This is a genomic window from Streptococcus parasanguinis ATCC 15912, assembly GCF_000164675.2.
Taxonomy (GTDB): Bacteria; Bacillota; Bacilli; order Lactobacillales; family Streptococcaceae; genus Streptococcus; species Streptococcus parasanguinis.
On the sequence record NC_015678.1, the window covers coordinates 1,284,399 to 1,310,236 of the forward strand.

27 protein-coding genes and 1 pseudogene are annotated in these 25,838 nt (G+C 43.3%); 6 read left to right on the top strand and 22 right to left on the bottom strand.

The genetic code is table 11. The features are described from left to right. Positions 1–114 precede the first annotated feature (114 nt). The 9 genes and pseudogenes from tnpA to HMPREF0833_RS06060 form a co-directional block, all read right to left on the bottom strand. Positions 115–579: pseudogene (gene tnpA, locus HMPREF0833_RS06020) on the bottom strand (IS200/IS605 family transposase). Positions 580–780: 201 nt separating this feature from the next. Further along, positions 781–1,608, bottom strand: coding sequence for a PrsW family glutamic-type intramembrane protease (locus HMPREF0833_RS06025; RefSeq protein WP_013904178.1), 828 nt, complete (start codon positions 1,606–1,608; stop codon positions 781–783). Next, positions 1,601–3,262 carry a C69 family dipeptidase gene (locus tag HMPREF0833_RS06030; protein WP_013904179.1) on the bottom strand — a complete coding sequence of 554 codons (1,662 nt, stop codon included), beginning with the start codon at positions 3,260–3,262 and terminating at the stop codon, positions 1,601–1,603. Before HMPREF0833_RS06030 ends, HMPREF0833_RS06025 begins: the two co-directional genes overlap by 8 nt. 314 nt (positions 3,263–3,576) lie before the next feature. Beyond that, positions 3,577–4,581 (bottom strand): type 2 isopentenyl-diphosphate Delta-isomerase, encoded by a 1,005-nt coding sequence (gene fni, locus HMPREF0833_RS06035; protein ID WP_013904180.1) that lies wholly within the window; start codon positions 4,579–4,581, stop codon positions 3,577–3,579. After that, complete coding sequence (locus HMPREF0833_RS06040) at positions 4,578–5,585, bottom strand: phosphomevalonate kinase (RefSeq protein WP_013904181.1); 1,008 nt, start codon at positions 5,583–5,585, stop codon at positions 4,578–4,580. Before HMPREF0833_RS06040 ends, fni begins: the two co-directional genes overlap by 4 nt. Continuing rightward, on the bottom strand, positions 5,575–6,525 hold the full coding sequence (gene mvaD / locus HMPREF0833_RS06045; RefSeq protein ID WP_013904182.1) for a diphosphomevalonate decarboxylase: 951 nt from the start codon (positions 6,523–6,525) through the stop codon (positions 5,575–5,577). The genes HMPREF0833_RS06040 and mvaD overlap by 11 nt, the downstream gene beginning before the upstream one ends. Further along, on the bottom strand, positions 6,507–7,385 hold the full coding sequence (mvk, locus tag HMPREF0833_RS06050) for a mevalonate kinase (protein ID WP_041818501.1): 879 nt from the start codon (positions 7,383–7,385) through the stop codon (positions 6,507–6,509). The genes mvaD and mvk overlap by 19 nt, the downstream gene beginning before the upstream one ends. Before the next feature lie 148 nt (positions 7,386–7,533). Further along, positions 7,534–8,475 (bottom strand): serine hydrolase domain-containing protein, encoded by a 942-nt coding sequence (locus tag HMPREF0833_RS06055; RefSeq protein WP_041818370.1) that lies wholly within the window; start codon positions 8,473–8,475, stop codon positions 7,534–7,536. Between the two features lie 10 nt (positions 8,476–8,485). Then, positions 8,486–9,253 (bottom strand): CppA N-terminal domain-containing protein, encoded by a 768-nt coding sequence (locus HMPREF0833_RS06060; RefSeq protein ID WP_013904185.1) that lies wholly within the window; start codon positions 9,251–9,253, stop codon positions 8,486–8,488. A gap of 211 nt (positions 9,254–9,464) precedes the next feature. Here HMPREF0833_RS06060 and HMPREF0833_RS06065 point away from each other — a divergent pair, with 211 nt between their 5' ends. The 4 genes from HMPREF0833_RS06065 (at position 9,465) to HMPREF0833_RS06080 (ending at position 14,898) form a co-directional block, all read left to right on the top strand. Further along, positions 9,465–11,753: a Xaa-Pro dipeptidyl-peptidase gene (locus HMPREF0833_RS06065; RefSeq protein ID WP_041818371.1), complete on the top strand. Its 2,289-nt coding sequence runs from the start codon at positions 9,465–9,467 to the stop codon at positions 11,751–11,753. A 104-nt stretch (positions 11,754–11,857) separates the two neighbouring features. Continuing rightward, positions 11,858–12,352, top strand: coding sequence for a DUF536 domain-containing protein (locus tag HMPREF0833_RS06070; RefSeq protein ID WP_003008835.1), 495 nt, complete (start codon positions 11,858–11,860; stop codon positions 12,350–12,352). A gap of 53 nt (positions 12,353–12,405) precedes the next feature. Next, positions 12,406–12,999: a 3'-5' exonuclease gene (locus HMPREF0833_RS06075; RefSeq protein WP_013904187.1), complete on the top strand. Its 594-nt coding sequence runs from the start codon at positions 12,406–12,408 to the stop codon at positions 12,997–12,999. Between the two features lie 324 nt (positions 13,000–13,323). Next, positions 13,324–14,898 carry an ATP-binding cassette domain-containing protein gene (locus HMPREF0833_RS06080; protein WP_013904188.1) on the top strand — a complete coding sequence of 525 codons (1,575 nt, stop codon included), beginning with the start codon at positions 13,324–13,326 and terminating at the stop codon, positions 14,896–14,898. Positions 14,899–15,185: 287 nt separating this feature from the next. Here the strand turns inward: HMPREF0833_RS06080 and HMPREF0833_RS06085 are convergent, their stop codons facing one another. From HMPREF0833_RS06085 to HMPREF0833_RS06095, 3 genes are all read right to left on the bottom strand, one after another. Further along, a complete protein-coding gene (locus HMPREF0833_RS06085; RefSeq protein ID WP_003005613.1) occupies positions 15,186–15,485 on the bottom strand; it encodes a YbaB/EbfC family nucleoid-associated protein in 300 nt (99 codons plus the stop codon). 180 nt (positions 15,486–15,665) lie between these two features. Further along, positions 15,666–16,361 carry an LrgB family protein gene (locus tag HMPREF0833_RS06090; RefSeq protein ID WP_003008843.1) on the bottom strand — a complete coding sequence of 232 codons (696 nt, stop codon included), beginning with the start codon at positions 16,359–16,361 and terminating at the stop codon, positions 15,666–15,668. Beyond that, positions 16,354–16,734: a CidA/LrgA family protein gene (locus tag HMPREF0833_RS06095; protein ID WP_041818372.1), complete on the bottom strand. Its 381-nt coding sequence runs from the start codon at positions 16,732–16,734 to the stop codon at positions 16,354–16,356. The genes HMPREF0833_RS06090 and HMPREF0833_RS06095 overlap by 8 nt, the downstream gene beginning before the upstream one ends. Before the next feature lie 236 nt (positions 16,735–16,970). On the opposite strand from HMPREF0833_RS06095, the gene HMPREF0833_RS06100 reads away from it, so the two are divergent. Both HMPREF0833_RS06100 and gla read left to right on the top strand, forming a co-directional pair. Beyond that, positions 16,971–18,143 (top strand): BaiN/RdsA family NAD(P)/FAD-dependent oxidoreductase, encoded by a 1,173-nt coding sequence (locus HMPREF0833_RS06100; RefSeq protein ID WP_013904190.1) that lies wholly within the window; start codon positions 16,971–16,973, stop codon positions 18,141–18,143. Between the two features lie 120 nt (positions 18,144–18,263). Continuing rightward, a complete protein-coding gene (gene gla / locus HMPREF0833_RS06105; protein WP_003003137.1) occupies positions 18,264–19,136 on the top strand; it encodes an aquaglyceroporin Gla in 873 nt (290 codons plus the stop codon). A 44-nt stretch (positions 19,137–19,180) separates the two neighbouring features. Here the strand turns inward: gla and HMPREF0833_RS06110 are convergent, their stop codons facing one another. From HMPREF0833_RS06110 to tsaB, 10 genes are all read right to left on the bottom strand, one after another. Further along, positions 19,181–19,843: a hypothetical protein gene (locus tag HMPREF0833_RS06110; RefSeq protein ID WP_013904192.1), complete on the bottom strand. Its 663-nt coding sequence runs from the start codon at positions 19,841–19,843 to the stop codon at positions 19,181–19,183. A 102-nt stretch (positions 19,844–19,945) separates the two neighbouring features. Further along, entirely contained in the window at positions 19,946–20,272 is a 327-nt protein-coding gene (locus tag HMPREF0833_RS06115) for an AzlD domain-containing protein (protein WP_023919193.1), read from the bottom strand. Then, the gene (locus HMPREF0833_RS06120; RefSeq protein WP_013904194.1) at positions 20,259–20,954 is read right to left on the bottom strand and encodes an AzlC family ABC transporter permease; all 696 of its coding nucleotides are present in this window, start codon (positions 20,952–20,954) and stop codon (positions 20,259–20,261) included. The genes HMPREF0833_RS06115 and HMPREF0833_RS06120 overlap by 14 nt, the downstream gene beginning before the upstream one ends. Before the next feature lie 110 nt (positions 20,955–21,064). Continuing rightward, positions 21,065–21,622, bottom strand: a complete 558-nt coding sequence (locus HMPREF0833_RS06125) for a hypothetical protein (protein WP_255309071.1) — start codon at positions 21,620–21,622, stop codon at positions 21,065–21,067. A gap of 33 nt (positions 21,623–21,655) precedes the next feature. Further along, positions 21,656–22,135 carry a DUF443 domain-containing protein gene (locus tag HMPREF0833_RS06130; protein WP_306420060.1) on the bottom strand — a complete coding sequence of 160 codons (480 nt, stop codon included), beginning with the start codon at positions 22,133–22,135 and terminating at the stop codon, positions 21,656–21,658. Then, positions 22,108–22,323: a DUF443 domain-containing protein gene (locus tag HMPREF0833_RS11025; protein ID WP_013904197.1), complete on the bottom strand. Its 216-nt coding sequence runs from the start codon at positions 22,321–22,323 to the stop codon at positions 22,108–22,110. The genes HMPREF0833_RS06130 and HMPREF0833_RS11025 overlap by 28 nt, the downstream gene beginning before the upstream one ends. Positions 22,324–22,417: 94 nt before the next feature. Next, positions 22,418–23,143, bottom strand: coding sequence for a hypothetical protein (locus tag HMPREF0833_RS06135; RefSeq protein ID WP_013904198.1), 726 nt, complete (start codon positions 23,141–23,143; stop codon positions 22,418–22,420). Between the two features lie 338 nt (positions 23,144–23,481). Then, complete coding sequence (gene tsaD, locus HMPREF0833_RS06145; protein ID WP_013904201.1) at positions 23,482–24,492, bottom strand: tRNA (adenosine(37)-N6)-threonylcarbamoyltransferase complex transferase subunit TsaD; 1,011 nt, start codon at positions 24,490–24,492, stop codon at positions 23,482–23,484. Further along, on the bottom strand, positions 24,482–24,919 hold the full coding sequence (gene rimI, locus HMPREF0833_RS06150; RefSeq protein WP_013904202.1) for a ribosomal protein S18-alanine N-acetyltransferase: 438 nt from the start codon (positions 24,917–24,919) through the stop codon (positions 24,482–24,484). The genes tsaD and rimI overlap by 11 nt, the downstream gene beginning before the upstream one ends. After that, the gene (gene tsaB, locus HMPREF0833_RS06155) at positions 24,916–25,599 is read right to left on the bottom strand and encodes a tRNA (adenosine(37)-N6)-threonylcarbamoyltransferase complex dimerization subunit type 1 TsaB (protein ID WP_013904203.1); all 684 of its coding nucleotides are present in this window, start codon (positions 25,597–25,599) and stop codon (positions 24,916–24,918) included. Before tsaB ends, rimI begins: the two co-directional genes overlap by 4 nt. Positions 25,600–25,838: the final 239 nt, after the last annotated feature.

The window sequence follows — 25,838 nt, forward strand, 5'->3', positions numbered from 1 at the left end:
TGTACCAGGGCTATAAGCCCAGACAACTAGCCAGCGCCTAAAGACGCTGGCTTTCACTTTGTTCAAGCCTTATTGCATTTGACTCGTCACAAGCCTCTCAAAGAGGCATATGTACTACTTGCCACTATCCCTAAAGGGATCTTCATATTCTTTTACACTCAACTTATCTAAAGCAATATCTTTTCGCTCTTGTTCCTGAATGTATTTCTTTATTGTGGCTTCGTTGAGGCCAACTGTACTTACATAATATCCCTCTGCTCAAAAATGTCGATTTCCAAACTTATATTCCAGATTTGCGTGTTTATCGAACATCATTAGAGCACTTTTACCTTTTAAATATCCCATGAAGCTTGCAACACTAATTCTAGGTGGAATGCTTACCAACATATGAACATGATCTGGCATTAAATGGCCTTCGATAATCTCAACACCTTTATAACTACATAATCTATGGAATATTTCTCCCAAACTACTTCGATATTGATTATAGATCACTTTTCGTCTATACTTAGGGGTGAACACAATGTGATATTTACACATCCATTTTGTGTGTGATAAACTATGTGCTTTTTGAGCCATATTTTTCTCCTCTCGCTTTACAATTGGCTTGAACACCTTAATTGTATCGCGTTTGGAGTTTTTTTGGTATAACCTTCGATGCGCACCCGCATAGCGGGTGGTTTTTTTGTCTCGCACCTAACGGAGCGAGACGGACTGAAAGTCACATAATAAAAGAACTAAGACCCATGTCTTAGTTCTTTTGTGTTTGAAAAAATTTTCTTATTGTTTTAAAAATGGCAACTCGGGATGTTTCTTGGTATAGAGCACCACTTCGATAAAGGTCCCTACTTGGACGGCAAAGAGCAGTCCGACGAGAAGATTAATCCGATGGTCTGTTTCATAAAACGGAGAGTTCCATAAGAAGTGATTGGCTACTGTTGAGAGAACACACCAGAGCCCAAAGAGTTTTTCCTTTTGCTGGGTCACTTGAGACAACAAGAGGAAGACACCAACTGATACAACAGCTGTATAGAGGGCATGTGAAGCTAATCCACCAGAGATACGGTTAATGGCCTCAGTGACAGCGGCTAATTGGCTGGTTTTTGTTTGGCGGGCAACGTACCCTAAATCCTCAATGATCTGAAAACCAAAGCCAGAGCCCAAGCCGGCAATTAGAATCGCTTTTAGATCTTTTTTGCTAACCATCAAGACTACCCAAAAGGCAACCAGGGCCTTAAAGAATTCTTCTGAAAATGGTGCCGTCAAGGCATCGGTCCACTTGTTAAAGACAGTGGCATCCTTGATCACCTGGCTATTCATAATATCAATCAAGCTATTGCCTGAAAAGCTCAACCAGCCTGCTACGAAGGCTCCTCCAAACATGGCAATCCATAGGATGTAGGTTGGTACGGACAACTGCTTGCCCAATCGTTTTGAAAAGAGATAGAGCGGGATAATAATAGCAGCTAAGACAGACAAGTTTAAGACCAAGTCTCTGCCTGCAGACTGGCTAAATTCTTGTTGAGAAAGATGACCGAGTTCAAACTCCAAGCCAATTCCTGCAAACAGTAGAAAAAGATAAATCGAGGCTCTTTGAATTTTAGTCATCTTGTTTTCCTCCCTTTTGTTTCTTTGAGCGAATCAGGTAGATCACAATCGCTAGAAGGGTTGCCCCGAATAAGCCTGCTGCTAGAATGTAATCATAGTCAAATTCAACGAGATCAATCTTTTCTTCATAAGCAGCATCTTCTTCGTCATCTAGATCTTGCAGGGCACTTTTTCCGTGTTCATCTGCTACCTTTTGTTCTGCTTCTTTTCTGATTTCTTGCAAGCGTTCGAAGGTTTTCTCAGCTCTTGCCAAGCTTTCCTCTGTTGCCTTCTTACTAGCTTCTTCAGGCTGAGAAGCAAGGGCGATTTGTTCCTGATCACTCAGATCTTGTTCGACCATCCACTGAGACTCCAATCGTTCCATTTCAGTACGAATCGCCCCATCTTCGAATAAATCTGGATACTTGGCCACAAGGTCATTGATTCTTGAAATGGTCCAATACCAAGAGCGATCATTGTAATGATCCCCTAATTCTTGGTAGGCCTGATAGGTGTTGAGAATATTGCCATAGTAGGGTAGGTATGGAGCATTTCGTGGACTACCCATCGACAGCCACATGGTGCCTCCACCTGCACTCGCTGGGACATCATCTTTCAGTTGGAAAATATGGGCCTCCATGACATTTGGATTGGAAATAGGGTATTTATAAACCGCATCAAACTCTCCTTTTTTCGGAATGCCTTTTCCATCCAGCTCCATTTGGTCCTGTGGTTTATATTTGGTTCCTTCCAAACGATTGCGTTGGAGATTCATGGCATCGCGGAGAGTTAATTTCCGATCTGTTGTATGAAGAAGTTCAAAGGACGAATCGTCATATTTAACAGGAGAGCTTGGGTCTAACGATTTGATTCCCGACCAAACCCGTGAGCGATCTGCTTCTTGCAAAGGCGGATTATAGGATTGAGAAACGTGGAATTTTCCGTCCACTTCCTTATAGCTATTGGCTTCTTTGGCGACTTTTTCAAGATCTTTTGAAGCGATCGTGCGTTCGGTATCCGATAGATCGACATGCCCTAAGAAGAAGGTATTTGGAAAGACCGCAAATCGATCCTCTGGGAATAGAATCGCCGCATATTGATGGCCAGATAGGATTTCCATATACCAGACGCCTTCTTTATCGGCAATGGTCACAATATTTCCTTCTGCAGCGCCTTTTTCTTCAATGATTTTAGCAATGAGTTCGACCCCTTCTCTTGCGGTTTTCACACTAGGGAGAACGATACTTGTCAAGCCCGATTCTGCGAGGCCATCCTTGACATAGGGATCCACCTTTTGGATCTTGTCATTTGCTGAAGCAGATACAGTGGCAGAAATGGAAACTCCATATTCATTGAATCCTGCTTCGTCAAAAATTCCCTGATCAGGGGTGACATCTGGAACCGCTGTATACTTATAGCTAATCTCTGGCAAGGGATACTGAAAACCGTTGGCAGCATCTTCAAAGATGGCTCCTTTTTTATTGTAGACACGCTCTCTGACCACAAAATTTTTATTATGGTTGGGCTCTAAATCTTCGGTACGCCCTACCAAGGTCGAGCCATCGGCAGTCAATTTCTTCCCGATGATGAACCCTGTACAAGCCTCAACAGGTTGAGCAATCAACAAAAGCGGAAGCAAGGCTGCTACAGCTGATCGAAAATAGTGCTTCTTCATCCTAAACTCCTTTTTAAAAATGTTTTTCCTTATTTAGTATACTCTTTTACAAGCCTGTTTTGCAAGCGATTCCAGCAACCGTAAACGATTCGTAAACTATCAGAATTTTTGAGGTGAAACACTTTTTCAAAAAAGAAGAGGCTGGGACAAAAGTCCTAGCCTCTCAATTATTTTTGGATTGTCGAGCAAGACGCAGTGGTTGAGTGGGCTCTACTACGCTGATTTCATCAGCTTTTACAGCCCTACTCAACTGTGCGGAGGTGGGACGACGAAATCGAATTCTAACGAATTACCGATTTCTGTCCCACTCTCTTTCATTTTTTCTGTTGATTCGCTTGCCACAATTTTCCATAGAGGAGATAGTCGACTTCACGGAGCTCTTTCAGGTTCTGACAACCGAGCGCACAAAGGAGCAATCTGAGGTCTTCTTTCCATCCTTGGACAAGGACGATCACTTCTTCAATGCTCTTAGTCTCTACCATCTCAAGAAAAACGCGGGAAAGTCCTACGCCACGTGCTCCAAGGACCAAGGCCTTGACCATATCAAGGGGATGACGGATGCCCCCACTTGCTAGGACCTCAACCTGATCTATCTGATCCTGTAACTGTAAGAGACACTGCGCAGTTGACTGTCCCCAATCATCCAGATAAGCGCGATTGCCACCACGACGATTCTCAATATAGGCAAAACTAGTACCACCACGTCCAGAAATATCAACGGTTTTAATCCCAGCCTCTAGCGCTGCCTGAACTGTTTTGGGATCCATACCAAAGCCAACTTCCTTCAGGACTACAGGTACATGAAAGCCCTGCCCATAGCTCTTGAGATGGTCTTTCCAAGTGTGGAAAATCCGCTCCCCTTCGGGCATGAGCAACTCTTGCATCAGATTCACATGGACTTGAAGAAAGAGGGGGTGTAGCTCTTCCACTGTCCGCAAGCCCAAATCTGGCTCTTTATCGATGCCAATGTTGGTTGCTAAAAGAAGATGAGGATGGTCTTTTTTGACCGCATACGATTGATCGTTCGGATCCTTCAGTGCTGCGCTGTAAGAGCCAGTCACAAAGAGAATCCCACAGGCTTCGGCTACTGCTGCCAACTTTTGATTGATCTCTTTGGCCCGTTTACTCCCGCCTGTCATGGCATTGATATAAAAAGGAACCTCCCAATCACGCCCTGCGAAATGGGTTGTCAAATCAATCTCCGCTAGATCCACAAGGGGGAGGGATCGGTGAATCAGCTCGATCTCATCAAAGCTATTATAGGAGGAGCTTTGCTCCAAGGCATAGCGAATATGCTGGTCTTTTCGATTTTCGCTCACGAATCTCCCATCCTTTCTTGGTAAATGACTTCAATATTCTTTTCCTTCCAGCGCTCTATCAAGGTCTGAGTCTCAACTGGGTCAAAACTAAGGGCGATTCCACAGTCGCCTCCTCCAGCACCACTGGATTTGGCACAGACAGAAAGGCCCTCTGTCGCTTCTTGCAGCTCTTTTAGAGCTGGGGTATAGATCAAAGGGTTCAAAGACTTTAGGTTCTTATCGGCACGTTTGATACTGGTCTCAATTTCTTTTTGGTTCCCTTCACGGAGACCTTTTTCAAGAATCTTCACTGCGCTCTGACTTTCTTTGAGAAAGACTTCATTAATCGCCCCCTTGACCTGGCGGATCAAATCACTTGAAATCGCTGGTTCCTTGGTCCAACCGACCAGAAAATCATAAGAGATGGCTGGCTGGATCAAGCGGATCTGGTAGTCCCAATCCAGGTCTAAAACTTGTGAAAGAGGCTGAGAAGTCAAGACTTCATGCAACCAAGCCCGATCAAAGGATTGGTAATAAATTAAGTCCTCGTAGGCAATACAAGCCAAATCGCCCATGGAACCATTGTCCCCTCTTTGCACCAAGACCACTGCTGCTAGTCGAAAGAGCAGGTCCGGATGTAGGTCTAGTTCATACAGAGCAGCCATGGCCTTGATCACGAGCAAGACCACACTTCCGCTGGAACCAATCCCATACTTTTTCCCCTCTTCGCCCAACGTCCCTCTAAGGTGAAGATCAAAGGGTTTAGGGGATATCCCCTGATCTTTCAGCCACTCTTCCATGAGCTGTATGGTCTCTTGAATCAAGGCGTAGTCCTTATTTGGGGTCAAATCCACCTGGTAACCAAAAAGGTCTGAGGCTAGCTGGTAGGCTGTTGCTTCTTGGATGGTAGCTGACAGATAAATAGGAATAAACTGAATCACAGCTCCATAACCAGGTGTTAGCACTGCGTATTCTCCAGCTAGATAGAGCTTGCCTCCGGTCTGTACCTGATACTTAGTCTTCATCTTGAGGATCCTTTGTCTTAGATACGATGGTCCGATAGCGGGCATCAAATAAAGGCATCAGCTGATCCAAGTCTTCTTCTAAACAGAGAACCTTAACGTTTGGCCCTGCATCCATGGTGAAGTAACAAGCATGGCCTGCTACGCGAAGCTCACGGACAAAGTCCATGGCTTTATGGCTTTCTTCTGTCAAGTAGCTAAAGGCTGGAGTGGCTGTTCTAGTCGTCGCGTGCATAGCAAGGGCATTGCGCTCTGTCAACTGACCGACCTGTTCAAAATCATTGCCAGCTAGATAGTCCAGCATGTCCTTGTAATCTTGTCGAGACTCTTCGATCCATTCTTTGAAATTAGTCGAAGTCTCCATGCAGCGTTTCATCCCTTCCCGGCTGGAAACGGGCTTTTGCTTGTCATTGAGGACCAACATGATCATTGCTAATTTCAGGTCTGTCTTGACCTTATAAATTTCTCCACTTTCTTTGTCCCAGGCTGCTAAGGGACCAAAGAAAGACCGCGAAGAAGAGCCCGAAGCAAACTTGGCTTTTTGAGCTAATTCCTCCTGGGTCAAGCCCAAATCATAGTACCGATTACAAGCCTTGACGAGAGCAGAGAGCCCGCTTGAGCTAGAGGACAAGCCTGCTGCGGTTGGCATGTTGTTGCTGGTATCCACCCGAACAAATCCCGCTTCATTTACTGGCTTCAAGCCATCAATCACAGCTCCAATTTTGGCTTGCTCAGCTGGATTTTGGAATTCCCCATCGATGTAAAATTCATGTGCAGTCGCATCTGCTGGCAAGGGAGAGAGACTCGTCTCTGTATACATATTCTCTAAGGTCAACGAAATCGAACTGGTCGAAGGGACCATCTGTTTGGCATCTTCTTTTCCCCAGTATTTGATAATCGCGATATTGGCATAGGACTTAGCCTTTACAGGTTTTCGATCCATGTATGGTGCGCTCCTTCTTTTTCTAATGCATGGGCAATGGTTGCTGCTTCACGAGAATCCTTGACGAGGGCAATCACACAACCACCAAGACCACCCCCGCTCATTTTAGCGCCTAAGGCCCCGTTTTCAAGGGCAACAGCGACCAAATGGTCTGCTTCAACACAGCTGACACCGACGGCTCTCAAGTGGTCATGACAAGTAGTCAGAGCCTGTCCTAGGCTCGTTAGATCATTCATTTTCAGAGCCTCTTCCACCTGCTGGGTCAACTGACCAATCTCATGGAAATGGGACAAAACTTCCTGCCCTTTGGCTTCAACCTTTTGAATCGCCTCACGGGTATTGCCGTGAATTCCCGTATCCGCAATCACCAAGCTCGCTTTTATACCCAGCTCCAGCGGGTAAAAGCCGACATTTCGGATGAATTTAATGGCTTGATCGCTCAAACAAGTCTTGGCATCGAGCCCACTTGGATTCATATGGGCAATGGTTTCTGCTCGATTGACCAGGATTTCTAAGGTCTCATCATCCAGCTCCTCTTGATAATAGTCAAAAACGGCGCGAATGGCTGCGATACTCACCGCCGCAGACGATCCCATCCCCCGTTTTTCCGGTACCATGGACTGAATCCGGCAGCGAATCCGGGCTTCTTTTATCCCGAGGTGCTCAAGAGACGCAAAAACTGCCATGGACAAGGTGTCATCTTCAAACAAAACCCAGGGACTGTCTGCCGGAATGATCTGGCAGATCACTTCGATATGATGGAGAGGCAAAGCAATAGCCGGATAACCATAGACCACCGCATGCTCTCCAATTAAGATAATTTTACTATGCGCCCTTCCGACGCCTATCTCTTTGTTCATATTCATCTCGTTCTATTAAGGTCATTACTATTTTAATATAAATCAGCCAAAAAAGCGATGCTTTTGAAGGAAATCCAACCTAAGACGGAGTTGAGTTCTATCTGACAGATAGCAAAAGGCCAGGATCCATCATCCTAGCCTTCCATTTCTATTTTTCACATTCTTGTTTGATCAAGTCCATCAAGGAGTTGCGGTCCAGGATCCATTGGGCCCGTTCATCCTTCTCATAGGTCCGGTTGGACAAAAAGATCACAGCTTCCTGCCTCTTGCGATTGTACATGATGAAGGTTCCTGTATAGCCCGTATGATCCAACCAGTCCCCCTCTAGATTCCATCCAAGAGCGCGGGTCTTGCCCTCTTCACGCGCAAAATTCTGAGACAAGTCACGCGAAAAATCCTCCTTCAGATAATGCTCTAAGAAGCGCTCTAGATCAGCAAGAGTTGAAAAAAGTCCAGCACTTCCCGCATGACAGCCCAGAACTCTCGCTTTGGGATCATGAACACTTCCAGAAGCAAGGCCACGAACCGTTGGCACCGCCTTTTCGACCGGTCCAAACCGTGTTTCTGTCATCTTCCAAGGTGTAAAAATCAGCTCGTCAAATAAACGATCCAAGGGCTGGTGAAACCTGTCTTCTAACCAAAAGCCCAGCAGAAGAAAATTGACGTCGGTGTAATGAAAACTCTTGTCTTCTTTCAACTGCAAATTTTCAAGGGCTGTTTTCAACTGTCTCGCATCCAATTGATCCCGGTTGGGGATAAAAGGATCGAGCCCAGAAGTATGGGTCAAGAGTTCCCGGATGGTTGTCTTCTCATGAGCAAAACGCGGGTAAAACTCTTTAAAGGGGCGATCGAGCGCAAGCTCCCCTTTCGCATACAAAAAGGCACAGATGGTAGCGACTCCGACGACCTTACTGACACTGGCCAGATCATAGACCAGGTCAGCCACTACTGGCTCTCCTTTTTCAGGATCCGCTAGTCCCAGATAGTGCTCACTCCACTGACCATTGCGGTAGAGCGCAAGAGAGGCACCTGGATAGATGCCTTCTTGGATTTGTTCGGTAATTTTTTCGATGATTGCATTCACGCTCATCACTCCATTCTTATTCTTCATAAGAAATATGGACCTGATCTTGATTGGCTTCAAACCAGAGTTCGATCTGACTTGGATCCTTGGCAATCAAGAAAGTTCCCTTACGGTGCACAAAATCGACAGCTTCTCCCAAGCGTTCTTTCAAGTCTTCCACATCAAAAGATGCCAATTCGACCTTGATCATGCTCAAATCCCAAGTAACCTTGTTCTCCACTTGGAGATCTTCTCCTTGGGCTTCCTGTAAATGGATAAAGTGGGCCAAAGCTGGCAAGTTGCTATGGAACTTCTCAGACTCAGCAAAATCGGCCACATTGACCTCAAGAAAGTCCACATCAAAGCTCGTCAAACCTTTGAAATCTTCTGGAAGTTCAACAAGAGGCGCTTTCTCCAAAGGTTCTAGGCTTTCAAGATTTTCTTCAGCATGCACGAAAATGGTATCTCCTTGAGGAGACACAACTTCAAAGGCGCGGCCATTAACTCCTTGGTAAAGGGCGCTTGTTTCTGGCTGGCGGGCCAACAAGTAATCAATTTCTTGAGCTTGTGCCACTTTCACCACGATGCGACCCAATTTCTTTGGACCTTCGACCTTACGCGAACGCATACTCGGTGACTCTTCTAAGACAATTTTTTCTACTTTTGAGGCATCTCCTAAAGATAGGAGAGCTCCTTCTTCCACTAATACTTTCATTCCCAATATCTCTTCATAAAAGCGTTGATTGACATTTCGGTTATTCACTTTCAAGACTGGGATCACTCTTACGATCTGATTTGCTGTCATAACTTCCTCCAAGCACTTTTTATTGTAAAAGATTTTCTGGCTTTTTACAAGAAATTTTGCGCAGATTTATGAAAAACTCTATCGACAAGCGCTTTCCTTATTTTCTTTAGACAATCCCTTTTTGATTCAGTATAATAGAAATTGGAACGATGACAGCGCTGATGCGACTGCTCACTCAAATCGAGATGTGAACAAGATAGGAGAATCCACCATGAAATTTAATCAATTTAGCTATATTCCTACAGCCAATGACACGATGAAAGAAGAGTTGGCTCTTTTGGGCTTTAACTTCCAAGAAGAGAGCGATCCGAAAAAAATGTTGGGAGCCTTTGTCCGCCAAGTATCTTTCCAATATAAGGACACAGACTATGCCTTATCGACTCTTGTAGCAGATAAAGAAACCGATTTGCTGGCCTTTTTCAACTCTGAAAAACCCTTAACAGCAGATATTTTTTATACAGTTGCCTTTCAATTACTGGGCTTTAGCTTTTTTGTCGATTTTGATGATAGTGAAGCCTTTCGCAAGGAGACGGCTTTTCCCATCACATATGGCTCTCTCCTAGAAAATCTCTACCAACTCTTAAACACCCGCACCAAACGAGGCAATACCTTGATCGATCAGTTGGTCAGCGATGGTTTGATTCCTGAGACCAACCAGTATCACTATTTTAATGGTAAGAGCCTCGCGACCTTTACAAGCCAGGATGCTATCCGTGAGGTCGTTTATGTCGAAAGTCGGGTCGATACCGACAAGGATGGCCTGCCAGACTTGGTTAAGGTCAGCATTATCCGTCCTCGCTATGAAGGCAAGATTCCAGCTGTAATGACCGCAAGTCCTTATCACCAAGGGACTAACGATAAGGCCAGCGACAAGGCCCTCTACAATATGAATGTCGACCTGGAGGTCAAAGAACCTCATACCATTCAACTAGAAGAACCTCAATTAACAGTAGTCGAACCTGTCGGTCAAGCTGAAGAGGTGGAGGAAGCCGAAGAGCTCCTGACCCATATCAACTCCAGCTATACCTTAAACGACTACCTGCTGCCACGCGGATACGCTAATCTCTACGTATCTGGAGTTGGAACAAAAGATTCGCAAGGGCTGATGACCAACGGAAATTACCAACAAATCGAAGCCTACAAGAACGTTATCGACTGGCTCAATGACCGTTGCCGAGCCTTTACAGATCATACACGCAAGCGTCAAGTCAAGGCCGATTGGTCTAATGGAAAGGTCGCAACCACCGGGATCTCTTACCTTGGAACCATGTCTAACGGCCTTGCGACCACAGGTGTGGATGGTCTAGAAGTCATCATTGCAGAGGCTGGGATCTCTTCTTGGTACAATTACTACCGTGAAAATGGTCTCGTGACAAGTCCTGGTGGCTATCCAGGTGAAGATTTTGATTCCCTTGCCGAATTAACCTATTCACGCAACCTTTTAGGTGGGGATTATTTACACCACAATGCGGCCCACCAAGCCGATCTAGACATCGTGAAAAAAGAGCTGGACCGAGCTTCTGGAGACTACAATCAATTCTGGCACGATCGGAATTATCTCTTAAACGCAAATCAGGTCAAGGCAGAGGTGGTCTTTACCCATGGCTCCCAAGACTGGAACGTCAAACCACTTCACGTTTTTAACATGTTCCAAGCCCTTCCAGCAAGCATCAAAAAACACCTCTTCTACCACAATGGTGCCCATGTCTACCTCAACAACTGGCAGTCCATTGACTTCCGTGAGAGCATGAATGCCCTTCTCTCTAAAAAATTGCTGGGCTACGATTCAAGCTATGAGTTGCCAACTGTCATTTGGCAGGACAATACAGGAGAACAAAGTTGGACTTCCTTGGATGATTTTGGCAACCAAACAAGTCAGCGGACCTTCCTACTCGGAGATGGTGAAAAAGTCATCCAAAACCGCTACGAGACAAAAGATTACGAGCGCTATGGCAAGGCTTATCCGACCTTCTTAAGCGATCTTTACCAAGACAAGGCCCAACAGGTGACAATCGATCTTCCAATCGAAGAAGACCTACACCTCAACGGGAAAGCTCGCCTTCACCTGCGACTTCACTCCAGCACCAATAAAGGCCTTCTCTCAGCCCAACTCTTAGAGCTTGGAAGCAAGAAATACCTCCAACCCTATCCTGCAGTCTTATCGGTCCGTACGCTGGATAACGGTCGCTACCATATGTTAGACAACTTGACTGAATTGCCATTTAAGGAAGCCGGCCAACGAGTGATTTCTAAAGGTTATCTCAACCTCCAAAACCGGCATGACCTCTTAGAAGTTGAGGCCGTAACGCCAGGCGAGTGGATGGAATTTGACTTTGAACTCCAACCAACCATCTACAAGCTCGAAAAAGGCGCAACCCTTCGCTTGGTCCTCTACACGACGGACTTTGAAATCACTGTGCGTGATCAAACCGATTACCAACTCACCATCGACTTAGCACAATCAAGCCTCCATCTTCCTGAAATGACAGAGGCCCACTAATCGTGGTATCAAGGCTTAGCCTTTCTTTGCTTCATTTGACAGCTTAGCCTACTTATGTTACTATCTAATAGAGTATTTCATAGAAAAAGATATTAGAGGAAGTTATGGCGATTGAAAAAACTGTCAGCGAAATTGCTGAAATTTTAGGAGTCAGCCGCCAGGCGGTCAATAACCGTGTCAAGGCGTTGGCTCCAGAAGATACACAAAAAAACGAAAAAGGGGTTACCGTTGTAACCCGTAGTGGCTTGATCAAGCTCGAAGAAATCTACAAAAAAACTATTTTTGAAGATGAGCCAGTCAGCGATGATGTGAAGCAACGCGAATTGATGGAAATTTTGGTAGATGAAAAAAATGCTGAAATCGTCCGTCTCTACGAGCAACTCAAAGCCAAAGACGAGCAACTCGCTAAGAAAGATGAACAGTTGCGCGTGAAAGACGTTCAAATTGCTGAAAAAGACAAGCAATTGGACCAACAACAACAATTGACTTTACAAGCAATGAACGACCGCGATACCTTGAAACTTGAACTCGAACAAGCCAACGAAAAAGTTCAAGAGCAAGAAAGCAAAGGTTTCTGGGCACGCGTTTTCCGTCGATAATCCGGGGCTGGATCCTACCAGTCCCTTTTCTTTTCTAGCACAGGAGATTTCCCATGAAAGCATTAGAAGATTATATCGCCTTTGATCTCGAATTTAACCAATACGAAGGCGCCTATCAGATCATCCAGGTGTCTGCCGTACGCTTTACGGACGGTAAAGAAGTCGATCACTACGACTCCTACGTTTACACCGATAAGCCCCTAAAAAGCTTTATTAACGGCCTGACTGGCATTACCCAGGACAAGATCCAAAATGCCCCACAACTAGAACAGGTCCTCAGCGAATTCAAGGCCTTTGTAGGAGACCGGCCCTTGATCGGATACAATGCCAAAAAAAGCGACCTACCCATTCTGCTTGAAAATGGGCTGGATCTAGAAGACCAGTACGCTGTCGATGTCTTTGACGAGGCTTTCGAACGTCGTCCATCTGACCTCCACGGCATTAAAAATCTCCAACTCCACACCGTTGCAGAATTTTTGGGAGTTGCAGGAAAATCACACGATAGCTTAGAGGACGCCCGCATGACAGCCCTTGTCTACGAACAATTCCTCGAATTTGATCAAGGCCGCACCCTCCTTGAAGAGCAAGAGAACTTCTCCACCAACCCCTTCGGAGGCTTGGACTTATCCGGATTTTTTGATGAATAAAAAGAGGCTCAACACTGAGCAGTACTCCTAGAGTTAGATGTTTTCATATCTTTCTTTGGGGGTGCTTTTTATTTCATTTCTGTAAAGATTGACTAAAGTAAATTTTCATCCGACAGACAAATAGAGCATTTTCAAAGGCTTAACTTAAAATATTAGTTATTAAAGATTTAATCATTTCTAATTTTTTGAATATTCATTGACCAGACTTATTTTTAGATGTATAATGAGCATGTAAAATATATCACAAAGAATAATATGTAATAAGATTTAATGATTATATCTGATATTTCTCAATCATAGGGTTCTATTTTCTAGGAGAGATTTATGATTAATATCTTTAAATATCTTGATAAAAAAACAAAATACCTAACCATTATTGGGGCACTGGCAAATGGGGGTCTCGCTTTGGGGCAACCCTTGGTTGTTGCCAAAGCATTATCGATAGATCAAAATAACCTTACCTATTCTTCTATTTGGAAATTTGCCTTCTTTGGTTTTTCTGTCTATTTCGCTTTGTATAGTCTAATGTTATTTTGTAATCATGCAAATAATGTCTTTCGACGTGAAATTCACATGAATATCCGAACGGCACTTTTTCAGAAGTTAATGGAAGACAGGGAATATAGTGAAGATGAAAAGATTACCATGCTGACACAGGATATGGAATTTTTAGGAGATAACTTTTTTGAACGCTATATGTCTATTTCATGTTGGGGATTTGGGGCACTGATTACGGCGATCTATATCATTGCCCAAAATGTTTTATTGGATTCTATCTTTGTTTTCTTCACGATCTTACGTCCCATTCCACAATTCTTGATGAATAATAAGCTAAAGAATTCAGGGGATGAAATGTCTCAGGGAAGAACAGCCGTTCATAACCAAATCTCTGATAGTATTCGAGGGGCTCAAACCTTGCGGATGAATCAGGCCTTGCCTGAAAATTCTCAGCGCGTCTGGAATATCAACCTACGTTATCAGCGAGCCATTCAAAAGTTTGTTTTTACTCATAATATTGTTTTCTTTTGTAATGGTTTTATGGTCTTTCTGAGCCAAGTACTCCCCTTGGTATTAGGGTTCTTCCTTGCTATGCAGGGTCATCATGTTTCAGTAGCTAGCCTAGTGGCTATGTATATTGCTGCTGGTCAACTGGTAGGGCCTATCCAAAATATCATGTATGATGTGGTTGAAGTACAAGGAGCCAAAACAACGGCAGAAAAGATTTTCGGAATTTTAAATCGAGCAGATGATAGTGAATCGGACAATCATTCGATCTCTCAAGTAGAAGAACTAGAAATTTCTCATTTAAGTAAATCTTATAATGGTAGAGAGATTCTTCGCGATCTTAATCTAGCCATTCGACAAGGCGAAAAAGTCCTCATCAAAGGGCCAAGTGGCTGTGGGAAATCAACCCTCTTCCGAATGATCACATGGGAAGAAAAGCCGGATGCCGGAACGATTACTTGTCGTACAAGGGATGGAGTTAAAACAAGTCACTTTGTTCGTCAGGTAGGTATCATCAGTCAGCATCCTTTCCTCTTTAATGATACTATTCGCTACAATCTCAGTTTGGGACAAGAGTTTTCAGATCAAGAATTGGAAAATGTTTTGAGACAGGTCAAACTCGACCATGAACTAACTGATGGACTTGATTTTGTAATCACTAATAACGGAGAAAATATTTCAGGTGGACAACGAGTCCGGATTGAACTAGCCCGCTTCCTTCTTCGTAAAAAGGATATTTTATTAGCAGATGAGGTAACTGCAGCTCTTGACGTAGAAAATAGCCAGATGGTTCGTGACTTGATTTTCTCACTACCGATGATGGTGTTAGAAATCGCTCACCATATTGATGATGAAAGTCGATACGATCAAGTCATTGAACTAAGAAAAGAATAAAACTACTGACACTAACCTGAAAACAAATCGTTAGTATATCAAAGAAAGAAAAAAGAGAGTGGGACAGAAATCGGTAATTCGTTAGAATTCGATTTCGTCGTCCCACCTCCGCACAGTTGAGTAGGGCTGTAAAAGCTGATGAAATCAGCGTAGTAGAGCCCACTCAACCACTGTGTCTTGCTCGACAATCCAAAAATAATTGAGAGGCTAGGACTTTTGTCCCAGCCTCTTTTAAATGAGTTCTAATTTTGAAATGAACCAAGAAAAAATACTAAAACTTCCTTAGCTTAAAATGGCAATTTCCCTGCGAAAGCACCGAGTTTTTTCTTGGTTGCAGCATCAATTTCTTCAATGGCAGCATTGATGGCTTGAACCGTCATATCAGAAAGAGTTTCTGTATCTTCTGGGTCGACCACTGCAGCATTGAAATCGATGGAAACAACCTTCTTATCACCTGTAAGAGTTGCAACAACCAAGTCCTGAGCAGATTTCCCTACAAATTGAGTTGCAGCTAATTCTGCTTGGCTTTGCTCCATTTGCTTTTGCAATTTTTGAGCTTGCTTCATCATATTTTGCATATTCATCATAGCAATGACATTCCTTCCAACTTCTGAAATTTACAGTTCATTATACCATTTTTTAGACGCTTGGAAAAGCTTTGGATAGTAATCATGAAAAGCTTCTTTCACTCTAGATTGATTTTTAAGCTTTCACTACAAAATGAAAGAGACCCTTCTTGAGCCTCTCTCAGAAAATAATAAAATGTATTAGGATAAAATCATCGAAGCCACAATTGGACTAATGAATACATACAAAATTCCTGTGATCCCTATTGCCAATCCTGCCATAGCACCGGCCACATGACCATACTTAAACGCTGTCCCTGTTCCTACTGCATGTCCAGTTCCTCCAAGGGCTAACCCAATAGCTACTGGATCTTTTATTTTTAACAGTTTCAATATCGTTGGACCCAAGACACTTGTTAATAATCCAGTTGCTACAACTACCACAAGAGTGATGGTCGTAATTCCTTGCATTTTTTCAGTAATCCCAACTGCCATTGCAGTCGTAACCGATTTTGGAAAGAGCGAAATGGCTAGAAAGTACTTCATTCCAAATGCTTTCGCAATCAAGGCTGTAAAAATCGTATTCACAATAACTGCCACTGTCGAGCCAATCAGAATACTCCGTGCATGATGCTTCATCAAATGGAAACTTTTATAGAGAGGAATCCCCAAAGCGACTGTCGATGGTCCAATCAACTGATTTAACAGGGAACCACCGACATAGTAATCTTTATAAGAAATTCCTGTAATCATTAAGAATAAGATAACGATTACTGTAGCCACTAAAAGTGGCGTTGTTATTGGATGGGGATACCTGCGGAAAATTAACATTCCAATCAAATAAGCCCAAATAGATAAGACAATCCCAAATAAAGGATTACTCGCAAAATTAGCCATGCTTGCGTCCTCCTTCTGGATAATCACCTTCAAAACGATTTTTTATAAAACTAACCACGATTGCAATTAAAGCCACATTGATGACCAAGGCTCCAACTAGAATCAACATGATCGGAAATAGATAAGGAGCAATCACATGGAATTTATCCATGATACCGACCGCAGGGGGAAGAAACAGAATCGTCATGTTAGCTAACAAAAAATTTCCTACCATATTTACGTGGCGCATGCGTAATAATTTAAACTGCAATAATAAAAATAGGATCAACAGCCCGATCATACTCCCAGGAATTGGTAAGTGCAACCCATCCGAAATGATTTCACCAATTAATGAAATCGTGAAAATAATCGTCAGTTGTACATATAATTTCATCTTCATCTCCCTTTTTATAGATCATTTCCAATAAGGATTCATATCCTCGCTTCTGTCTACTTAGAAGTAAACATCCATTTATCCCTATCAGTTTACTCCTTTTCGGAAAATTTGCAAGCTTTTTTCTAAAAAAATAAAACAAATTACCAAAAATTGAAGCTACTATTTTGATTCATGGCATCCATTTTATGATACAATGAAACCAAAAACGGTTAAGTTACCACGAAAGGATCTACATGACTCATTTTCACACCATTGTCATCGGTGGTGGCCCAGCAGGTATGATGGCGGCCATTGCCAGCGTCTCTTATGGCCAACCTACGCTACTGATCGAAAAAAATAAAAAGCTCGGTAAGAAACTCGCTGGTACCGGAGGAGGCCGCTGTAATGTCACGAACAACGGGACCTTAGACGATTTGATGGCCGGTATCCCTGGAAATGGCCGTTTCCTTTACAGTGTGTTTTCCCAATTTGATAATCATGATATCATCCAATTTTTCACCGATAATGGCGTCAAGCTGAAAGTCGAAGATCATGGTCGGGTCTTTCCTGTTAGTGATCAATCCCGCACCATTATTCAAGCTTTAGAGAATAAGATCCTTGAGCTAGGTGCTAGCATTGCCACCAACTGTGAAGTGGTCTCTGTCACCAAGCCAGAAGACGTCTTTATCGTCAAATCTGCTGAAAAAACATGGACAGCTGACAAGCTGATTGTCACAACTGGTGGCAAATCCTACCCTTCCACTGGCTCTACCGGCTACGGACACGATATTGCCCGCCACTTCAAGCATAGCATTACGGATCTAGAAGCGGCAGAAAGTCCTCTTTTGACAGATTTTCCACACAAGGCTCTCCAAGGCATTTCTCTGACAGATGTGACCCTCAGCTACGGTAAACACATCATCACACACGACCTTCTCTTTACCCATTTTGGACTTTCTGGCCCTGCAGCCCTTCGGATGTCCAGCTTTGTTAAAGGCGGGGAAATCTTATCTCTGGACCTCCTTCCGACCACTTCTTCTCAAGAGTTAAAAGACTTTCTAGAAGAGCATCGAGAAAAGGCGATTAAAAATAGCCTCAAAACCCTTCTTCCTGAACGGTTAGCTGATTTCTTGGCGCAAGGATTACCTGAAAAAGCCAAGCAACTCACTCCTAATCAGACAGAAGAGCTCATCCAAAAGATCAAAGAGATGCCTATCCCCGTCACTGGGAAGATGTCTCTAGCCAAGTCCTTTGTGACCAAGGGCGGTGTCAGCCTTAAAGAAATCAATCCTAAAACCCTAGAAAGCAAGCTCGTTCCTGGACTCCACTTTGCAGGAGAAGTCCTCGATATCAATGCCCATACAGGCGGTTTTAATATCACATCCGCCCTCTGCACCGGTTGGGTAGCAGGGAGCCCTCATTACTGATAGAAATTCACTAACTTTATTCTCATCTATTGAAATAAAATTTTTAAAAATTCTTTACAAGTTAGTATTTACTTGATAGAATGGATTGGTATAAAATTTATAAAGGAGATTATTAGAATCATGGATTTTGATTTTAGTGTTAAACTCTTTTCAGAGTTTATTGGAACGGCTTTGCTACTTATCCTCGGAAATGGTGCAGTTGCAAACGTCGAATTAAAAGGAACTAAAGGTCATCAAAGCGGTTGGCTTGTCATTGCGATCGGATATGGGATGGGAGTAATGATTCCAGCCTTGATGTTCGGTAATGTTTCAGGAAACCACATTAACCCAGCCTTCACTCTTGGACTTGCAGTTAGCGGACTCTTCCCATGGGCAAATGTTTTACCATACATCGTTGCTCAACTTCTTGGAGCTATGTTTGGACAATTGGTTGTCGTTGCGACTCACCGTCCATACTACATCCAAACTGAAAATCCTAACAACATCTTAGGAACATTCTCAACCATTTCTAGTTTGGATAAAGGAACTCCTGAATCACGTAAGGCTGCTACCATTAATGGCTTCATCAACGAGTTTGCCGGATCATTCGTCCTTTTCTTTGGTGCCCTCGGCTTGACGAAACATTTCTTTGGTGCAGAGGTTGCAGGTCTGGCTCAAAAAGCTGCTGCTGAACAAGGAGGAGTCTTTGATGCTACCACATCAGCAGCAAAATTGGCTTTATCACAAGCACACGCTTCAGGTTTAGGAATTGCTCACTTGGCTCTTGGTTTCCTTGTTATGGCTCTTGTTACGTCACTTGGAGGTCCTACTGGACCTGGTTTGAACCCTGCACGTGACTTTGGTCCTCGTTTGGTCCATGCCTTCCTTCCAAAGTCTATCTTGGGAGAACACAAAGGGGATTCTAAATGGTGGTATGCTTGGGTACCAGTTGTAGCCCCAATTCTTGCTGCTATCTTAGCTGTATTATTGTTCAAAGTTATCTATCTTCGTTAATCTATCTAAAAAAACGAACTCGATTTTCCATCGAGTTCGTCTTTTTATTTTTCTTTGGTTAATGAAAAACGGAAATCATTGTATTTGTTGTAGTCAAATGGTGTATTGGTAGCCGTTGTGAAAACAATCGGTGTATAGTGTCCTTCTTCCAAGATAAAACCAGGTTCGAGTCGGAAGTCAGCGACACCTAGACCTGTGATCCCAGGAAGCAAGGCATCAGCTCCATCAAGACCTTCAGCATCCCAATAGTAGATATTGCCTGTTGCTTGGACGGCTCTTGCTGTATAGGTAGCTGTCCGAGTTGGTTCGCTATCATTTTTGAAGCTTACAACCGTCGTCACGTTCCCATTGGCATCCACTGTCATTTTAATCGCATCCGCTTGTGGGCTAGATCCTACCCAAGTTCCCACCAATTCTGCAGGGACAGTAGCTTGCGTCGTAGTAGACGCATTCTCGGTCTTACCAGAGTCTTTTGAAGTTGTCGCGCTACTTGCTTGAGTCGAAGAGCTAGCTGTATCGTTTGCCTGAGAAGAAGATGCTGCACTCTTTTTGCTATTAGTTTTGGCTTTTTTCTCTACCTTGCTGGTAGATGCTTTTGCGGATGAGGTAGCTGTCTTTTTATCCTTTGCACCACAACCACCGAGAGCTAGACCAAGTGACGCAGCCACCAGAACAGCGGCACTCCAACGGAAGATTGATTTTTTCATAAGATCACCTCTTTATCTTTCTGACTCCCATTATACTCCAATTGTTACAAAAATCAAGTTTTTTTGTAACAATTGTAATTTTTTTGTAACATATTTTTACATTTAAAACACCAATCGTAATAGGGCGATCAAGACAATTCCAAACAAGACGGTTCCCATAAGGTTTTTGTAACGAAAGGCTACAAAGAGACTGGGAATGGTCACCACTAGGTCCAACCAGTGAAACTGCGGGAGACTTCCAATTTTTCCATCTACTAAGCTTGATAAAACCAAGGCAAAGATAATGGAAATGGGCAGGTATTTGAGAAAGCGGGTCACAGGAGCCGGCAGTCCCTTGTATTTGACTAAGAGGAAGGGCAAGATCCGAGGAATCCAGGTAACGAGGGCTGAGGCCAGAATGGCCATGAAGATATAACTATTCACGCGCATCACAGACCACCCCCACAAAACAGCCGATCAAGGTCGCAGCTAGCACAGCTAGCGGTTGCGAAACAAAAAAGAGTAAGAGAAAGAAACTCACTGCTACTGCTAACAGCACCATGAGCATGGTCTTGGTCTTTTCTGTCAGTTGCATTCCTTGAAACTGGGCTGCAAAAATCCCAATAAACATAGCCACTAAGGCAAAATCAAGCCCAAAAGCCTTTGGATCAGGTAGGAGAGATCCCAGAGCTGTTCCGATAACCGTCGCACTGATCCAAGCCACATAGCCTACTAGATTGTTCCCATGCATCCAAGGAACTGTAATGGTGTCCGTCTTTAACTTCTCACTCAAGTAGACCCCATAGCTCTCATCGGTCAGGAGACTACCAATCCCAATGGTATGAGCAAGACTAGCATACTTAAAGTCAGACGACGTATGCAGACTCATCAACATATTACGGAGATTGATCAAACACACCGTCAAGGCCATATTCAAGATCGAAGAATGGGCCGCAATCAGAGAGATCATCGCAAACTGGGCCGCCCCAGCATAGACCAAGACACTCATCAAGGCCATCTCCAAAGGAGAAAGATAGGGAGACGCCACCACACCGCAAGCCAGGCCAATACTGATATAGCCCAAAGCCGTCGGTAGCGCGTCCCTCACCCCCTGCCAAAAATCTTTTTCCACTCTCTCGCTCCTTTCTGAATCATTGACTTCTATTATAACACAAGAAAAAAGGTTGAAAAAGGAGATCTGGTATAGAAAGGATAACCCCTCATTATACTCCTATCTTTCCCCTACTGATTCACTTTTAAATCCGACATCTCTAATGACATCTTTTCTTCTTGTGTCATGGTCTCAACAATTTGTTTTTGCTTGCTAGATATTGGCAGGATCAAAATCGTAGCAGATTGATCCGGCAATACTCCACTGTCACTAATTTTATAACCAATCCGTTGATGTTGATAACTGAATTGCCCATCATATTTCCAACTCAATGAAAACTCAAAATCCTTATCAATTTGAAATCCAGCTTTGTTAATCAATAGAAAAACGGCATATTCTTGTTGATTTGATGAGAAAGTTGCACCCGTATAGTTGATCGATAGGCTTCCTTGATTTCCAAGATCTGGGTATTCCTTGGTTAATTTCTTCCCTAGTTCAATTACATTTGATTCTTTCCCTTCATATTGTGGTCCCACCACAAACTGCAAGCCTTTTTCATTTTTAACAGATGTGGACTCTTTTGAAGTCTGCTCCGTTTTGCTTGGTGAAGAATCTTTTGATTCCTGTCGAGACTGGGCGCATGCTGTTAATGATAGAAGCGCTATGAACAAAATGATCGTTTTGTTCATGATTTTTACTCCTTTATTCTTGTCCATTTCATTCTAGTTACTTTTTTCGATAACTATCTCTTCTACACTATCAAGCCTTAAATTCCCTGTTTTCGCTCCTAAAAGAACTGGAACTTTACCAAATTCGAAGGTCAATAGAAAAGCCATAAGAATACCACCTATCACTAAAAAGATCCCTTCTGTTCCATTGTTGGTGAATAAATACATGGCTAAACAGGCCAGTAAGACAAGATTTAATAGATGGGCATCAAAAATTTGCTTTCTTTCTGGTATCGGCTTGAAAGTCACCCTGTATCTCTTCCTAGCTGTAGGAAATAGATTCTTAACCTTTTTACGAGCCTTTTCTATAGAAAATCGAAAGAGCACAAAAGATATAAGCATGGCAACCACAAATAAGACTATCTTTAGAAAAATTTGCTGACTAATGGCGTACTCACTGAATCGATTTTTTAAGAGACTATAAACCGCTCCAACAAATGGCTGGACTATGATAGCTGCTGTCGCCCATTTAATTTATTGATGGGTGTGCCAGGAATTTCATCTTTTTTATCTACTTCCATCATCTCAACAGTGATAGCTTCCGTCGGCCACCCCCAATAATAGAGCTTAGGCTTCATGGTACTAGCATCTAACAGAAATTTTTTACCATTGTACTCTACCAGTTGGTGACAGAAAATACTTGTTTCTTTATATTCTAACATCCTATTTACTTCCTACATGCTTTCAACATAGCATCCTAGACGGTACCAACCTGATCAAATCCAGATTTCTTCTCCCAATCTTCCAGATAAGGCTTTACTCACTCAATTCACCACCTTTTCCATTGTAGTATTGTTTAAACTCATCATAAGAACGTATTTCATGTTCTTGACCATCTATTGAGTACCGAGCTTCAATTTTTACACCAGGTAAGGTGTCCTGTCCTTTAGGTGCAAACCAATAAAGAAGAGTATCAAACCATTCCTTACTACTTAACAACTGTAATCTAGGTTCAATCCAGTACTTACCACTCAACATTTTCTCTTTGAACTCCAGATAATGTACAAATAAATTGATATCTGTATATACATTCTTAGCCTGTTTCTGAAATTTAAATCCTGCTTGAAGGTCAAAACCGGTATTCTTATCGATTAATTCCATTAAATTTGTATAGTCTATAATTTTTTCCTTAACTGCACTGCCCTCTGGGACGGCATACTTGCTGTAGTATTTCTGTTCATCCAACTTGTAATAAATATTTTTCTCATCACCGATATCACGTTCCATTGCTCTACGAGACACATAATAGCCCATATCCACAACACTCACTCCGCTATTAATATTTATTTGATAATCATTAATAAAAGCTTTTGGTTCTGTCTTTCGAATCTCATCTAAAACATTTACGGTTGTTTCTTTAAATTGATTGTCAATATCGTAATATCGGAATCCGACATACTCCCATTTTATTCTGTCATCGCTTTTTACATAGTCAAAACCAACCAGATACTTCCCATCAGCCAAGGTTAGATCTTTACTCAAAACAAATTGATTTTTCTCACCAAATAGCTTAACATCCTTGAGATTCCCTTCATGGATGACTTTGGTTGAGCTAGGTCTTTTTCAACAGAATTTTTCTTAGTCTCTGAAGGTTTAAAATAGAGTACTAAACCAACTACAATGATTGCTAGGAAAACCAGTTTCAAACTTAAAAATTTTTTCAACATCTCCACCTACTTTTTATAGAACTATACTTGTTCCACCAATCTTTCATTCCTTCTATCATACCGAATTTTCTTTGGACTCGCAAATCCGCTACTAGTTGGTGAGATCCCAGCAAAAAAGCCATTGGAATCGCACATCCAATCGGCTCCTTTTTCTTATTCAATTCCTTCAAAGGCTAGGCTTGGTTTGGCGTTGAGGTCCCAGCCTGCGAAGTTTTCTTTGTTCCATTCGCTGACGCTGGCATAGGCGATCATCCCTGCATTATCCCCGCAGAGGCGCAGAGGCGGAATGATGACCTTGACATCGGTGATCTCAGAAGCCAAGCGTTCACGAAGGCCTTGGTTGGCTGCGACCCCACCAGCAACGACTAGGGTTTTGACTGGATATTTCTCCAAAGCCTTCTTGGTCTTGGCCATGAGAATGTCTAATACGGCTGCTTGGAAACTCGCTGACAGGTCTGCATTGGAGAGGCTTTCTCCTTTTTGCTGCGCATTATGGTGCAGATTGATAAAGGCCGATTTGAGCCCTGAAAAAGAGAATTCCAGATTGTCTTCCTTGATCATGGCCCGTGGGAAATCGTAGATATCAGCCCCTTGGTGGGCTAGTTGATCAATTTCACGTCCTGCTGGATAGGTCAAGCCCATCACGCGCCCGACCTTGTCATAAGCCTCTCCGACAGCATCATCACGGGTCTCTCCGACGATCTTATAATCACCCGCTTCACTGACGTAGACTAGTTCTGTATGTCCTCCACTCACCAGCAAGGCCAAAAGTGGAAATTCTAAGGGCTCGACGCTTTGAGCGGCCATCAAGTGCCCTGCCATATGATTGACAGGAATCAAAGGAAGTCCATGCGCCCAGGCAAAGGCCTTGGCTGCTGCTAGGCCGACCAAGAGAGCTCCAACCAGGCCTGGACCGTAGGTGACAGCTACAGCTGTGACATCGACTTCTGTGATGCCAGCTTCTTCCAGGGCTTCTTCAATACAAGCGGTGATGACTTCCACATGGTGACGAGAGGCTACCTCAGGCACCACCCCACCAAAACGCTTGTGACTTTCGATTTGACTGGCAATGACATTGGACAAGAGTTGGTCGTCATTTTTCAAGACAGCCACACTGGTCTCATCACAAGATGTCTCAAAAGCCAAAATATATCTATCTTTCATTTGGGTTCCTCTTCATGATCACAGCATCCTCTATGGGATCGTGATAGTAGTTTTTCCTCCGTGCAATTTCTTCAAAATGCATTTTTTTGTATAGGCCTTGGGCCGGTTGATTGGACACGCGCACTTCTAAGAAAATCTCTTTTTGGTCTGGCAACTGCGCGAGTAACTGCTGAGCTAGGCCTTGGCCTTGAAAGGCGCGCTTGACCGCAATCTGTAAGACCTCTGCTTCATAAAGAGTCTCTTGAATGGCAACAAACCCAAGGACTTGTCCTTCATCCACAGCTAGGAAATAGAAAATCGATTCCTGCTCTAAATCAGCTTGGATCTGCTCCAACTTCCAGGGACTAGCTTCATAGACATCTTCCAGCACAGCGAGAATAGCAGCCGCATCTTGGCTACTCCCTTTCCTGATTGTTCCTTTCATCATAGGCGCTTGATGTAAGAGGTCGTTGTTTCTGTGTGGTCTTTGAGCCAATTTTCCTCTGCTTCGACCCGTTTGAGATAATGAGGGACAAAATCATGGAGGCTGGCAGGCGCTTGTTTGAGACCGAGACGTCCGATTTTCACTGCATCTGGCAAGGTTTCATAGTAAGTAGCACTTGGCAGACTAGAGGCGATCTGCTCCTTAAAGGCCGTGACTTCTCCGACAAAGGTGACCTGCTCACTCGTCGCTGCACGGTCTATAACTTCCTCAAGTGGAAAATGCCCTTCTGGTGCAACCAGCTGATCATTTTGGTAAAAACCCGCATAAACGTTGTTCCGACGGGCATCCATGACGGTCACTACCAAACCTTCTAGATCATCTGGCACTAAGGCTAAGAGGCTCGAAACCCCGACCAAGTCAATCCCTAAGGTATGAGCCAAGGTCTTTGCGGTTGCGACTGCAATGCGCAGCCCAGTGTAGCTCCCAGGACCTTCTGCCACCACAATGCGATCCAAGTCCTTGGGTGTCAAGTCAATTTGTTGCATCAAAAAATCGATGACCGGCATCAAGGTAATACTATGATTCTTTTTAATGGTTAATGTTGTTTCTGCAAGTAGAGTCTCATCTTCTAAAATCGCTACAGAAAGAGCCTTACTCGAGGTATCAAATGCTAATAATTTCATTTCCTACTCCTCTTGAACTGGATTATATTATACTACAAATTCCCTTCAAATCCCAGCGAAACTCTCCTCTAGAGCGCAGGATTTTCATATCCAAAACCGCTCAAAAGCTTCTCTATTATAGCCCTTTGCCTCTCTGACTTTTCCAGTCTATCTTTTACTTACAGGCAAATTTATGATATAATGATAATTAATTGTATCGAATCAGGTCCACTAGTTGCGAGTAGGAAACTCTAGTGATT

Coding starts and splice junctions, on each gene's coding strand:
- HMPREF0833_RS06080 (WP_013904188.1), top strand. CDS start 13,324: ATGATTAATATCTTTAAATATCTTGATAAAAAAACAAAATACCTAACC.
- tsaD (WP_013904201.1), bottom strand. CDS start 24,492: ATGAAAGATAGATATATTTTGGCTTTTGAGACATCTTGTGATGAGACC.
- HMPREF0833_RS06095 (WP_041818372.1), bottom strand. CDS start 16,734: ATGAAATTATATGTACAACTGACGATTATTTTCACGATTTCATTAATT.
- HMPREF0833_RS06115 (WP_023919193.1), bottom strand. CDS start 20,272: ATGCGCGTGAATAGTTATATCTTCATGGCCATTCTGGCCTCAGCCCTC.
- gla (WP_003003137.1), top strand. CDS start 18,264: ATGGATTTTGATTTTAGTGTTAAACTCTTTTCAGAGTTTATTGGAACG.
- HMPREF0833_RS06065 (WP_041818371.1), top strand. CDS start 9,465: ATGAAATTTAATCAATTTAGCTATATTCCTACAGCCAATGACACGATG.
- HMPREF0833_RS06100 (WP_013904190.1), top strand. CDS start 16,971: ATGACTCATTTTCACACCATTGTCATCGGTGGTGGCCCAGCAGGTATG.
- HMPREF0833_RS06110 (WP_013904192.1), bottom strand. CDS start 19,843: ATGAAAAAATCAATCTTCCGTTGGAGTGCCGCTGTTCTGGTGGCTGCG.
- HMPREF0833_RS06090 (WP_003008843.1), bottom strand. CDS start 16,361: ATGGCTAATTTTGCGAGTAATCCTTTATTTGGGATTGTCTTATCTATT.
- HMPREF0833_RS06025 (WP_013904178.1), bottom strand. CDS start 1,608: ATGACTAAAATTCAAAGAGCCTCGATTTATCTTTTTCTACTGTTTGCA.
- tsaB (WP_013904203.1), bottom strand. CDS start 25,599: ATGAAATTATTAGCATTTGATACCTCGAGTAAGGCTCTTTCTGTAGCG.
- HMPREF0833_RS06040 (WP_013904181.1), bottom strand. CDS start 5,585: ATGAAGACTAAGTATCAGGTACAGACCGGAGGCAAGCTCTATCTAGCT.
- HMPREF0833_RS11025 (WP_013904197.1), bottom strand. CDS start 22,323: ATGTTAGAATATAAAGAAACAAGTATTTTCTGTCACCAACTGGTAGAG.
- HMPREF0833_RS06070 (WP_003008835.1), top strand. CDS start 11,858: ATGGCGATTGAAAAAACTGTCAGCGAAATTGCTGAAATTTTAGGAGTC.
- HMPREF0833_RS06060 (WP_013904185.1), bottom strand. CDS start 9,253: ATGACAGCAAATCAGATCGTAAGAGTGATCCCAGTCTTGAAAGTGAAT.
- HMPREF0833_RS06125 (WP_255309071.1), bottom strand. CDS start 21,622: ATGAACAAAACGATCATTTTGTTCATAGCGCTTCTATCATTAACAGCA.
- mvk (WP_041818501.1), bottom strand. CDS start 7,385: ATGAACAAAGAGATAGGCGTCGGAAGGGCGCATAGTAAAATTATCTTA.
- HMPREF0833_RS06055 (WP_041818370.1), bottom strand. CDS start 8,475: ATGAGCGTGAATGCAATCATCGAAAAAATTACCGAACAAATCCAAGAA.
- HMPREF0833_RS06075 (WP_013904187.1), top strand. CDS start 12,406: ATGAAAGCATTAGAAGATTATATCGCCTTTGATCTCGAATTTAACCAA.
- HMPREF0833_RS06085 (WP_003005613.1), bottom strand. CDS start 15,485: ATGATGAATATGCAAAATATGATGAAGCAAGCTCAAAAATTGCAAAAG.
- rimI (WP_013904202.1), bottom strand. CDS start 24,919: ATGATGAAAGGAACAATCAGGAAAGGGAGTAGCCAAGATGCGGCTGCT.
- HMPREF0833_RS06030 (WP_013904179.1), bottom strand. CDS start 3,262: ATGAAGAAGCACTATTTTCGATCAGCTGTAGCAGCCTTGCTTCCGCTT.
- mvaD (WP_013904182.1), bottom strand. CDS start 6,525: ATGGATCGAAAACCTGTAAAGGCTAAGTCCTATGCCAATATCGCGATT.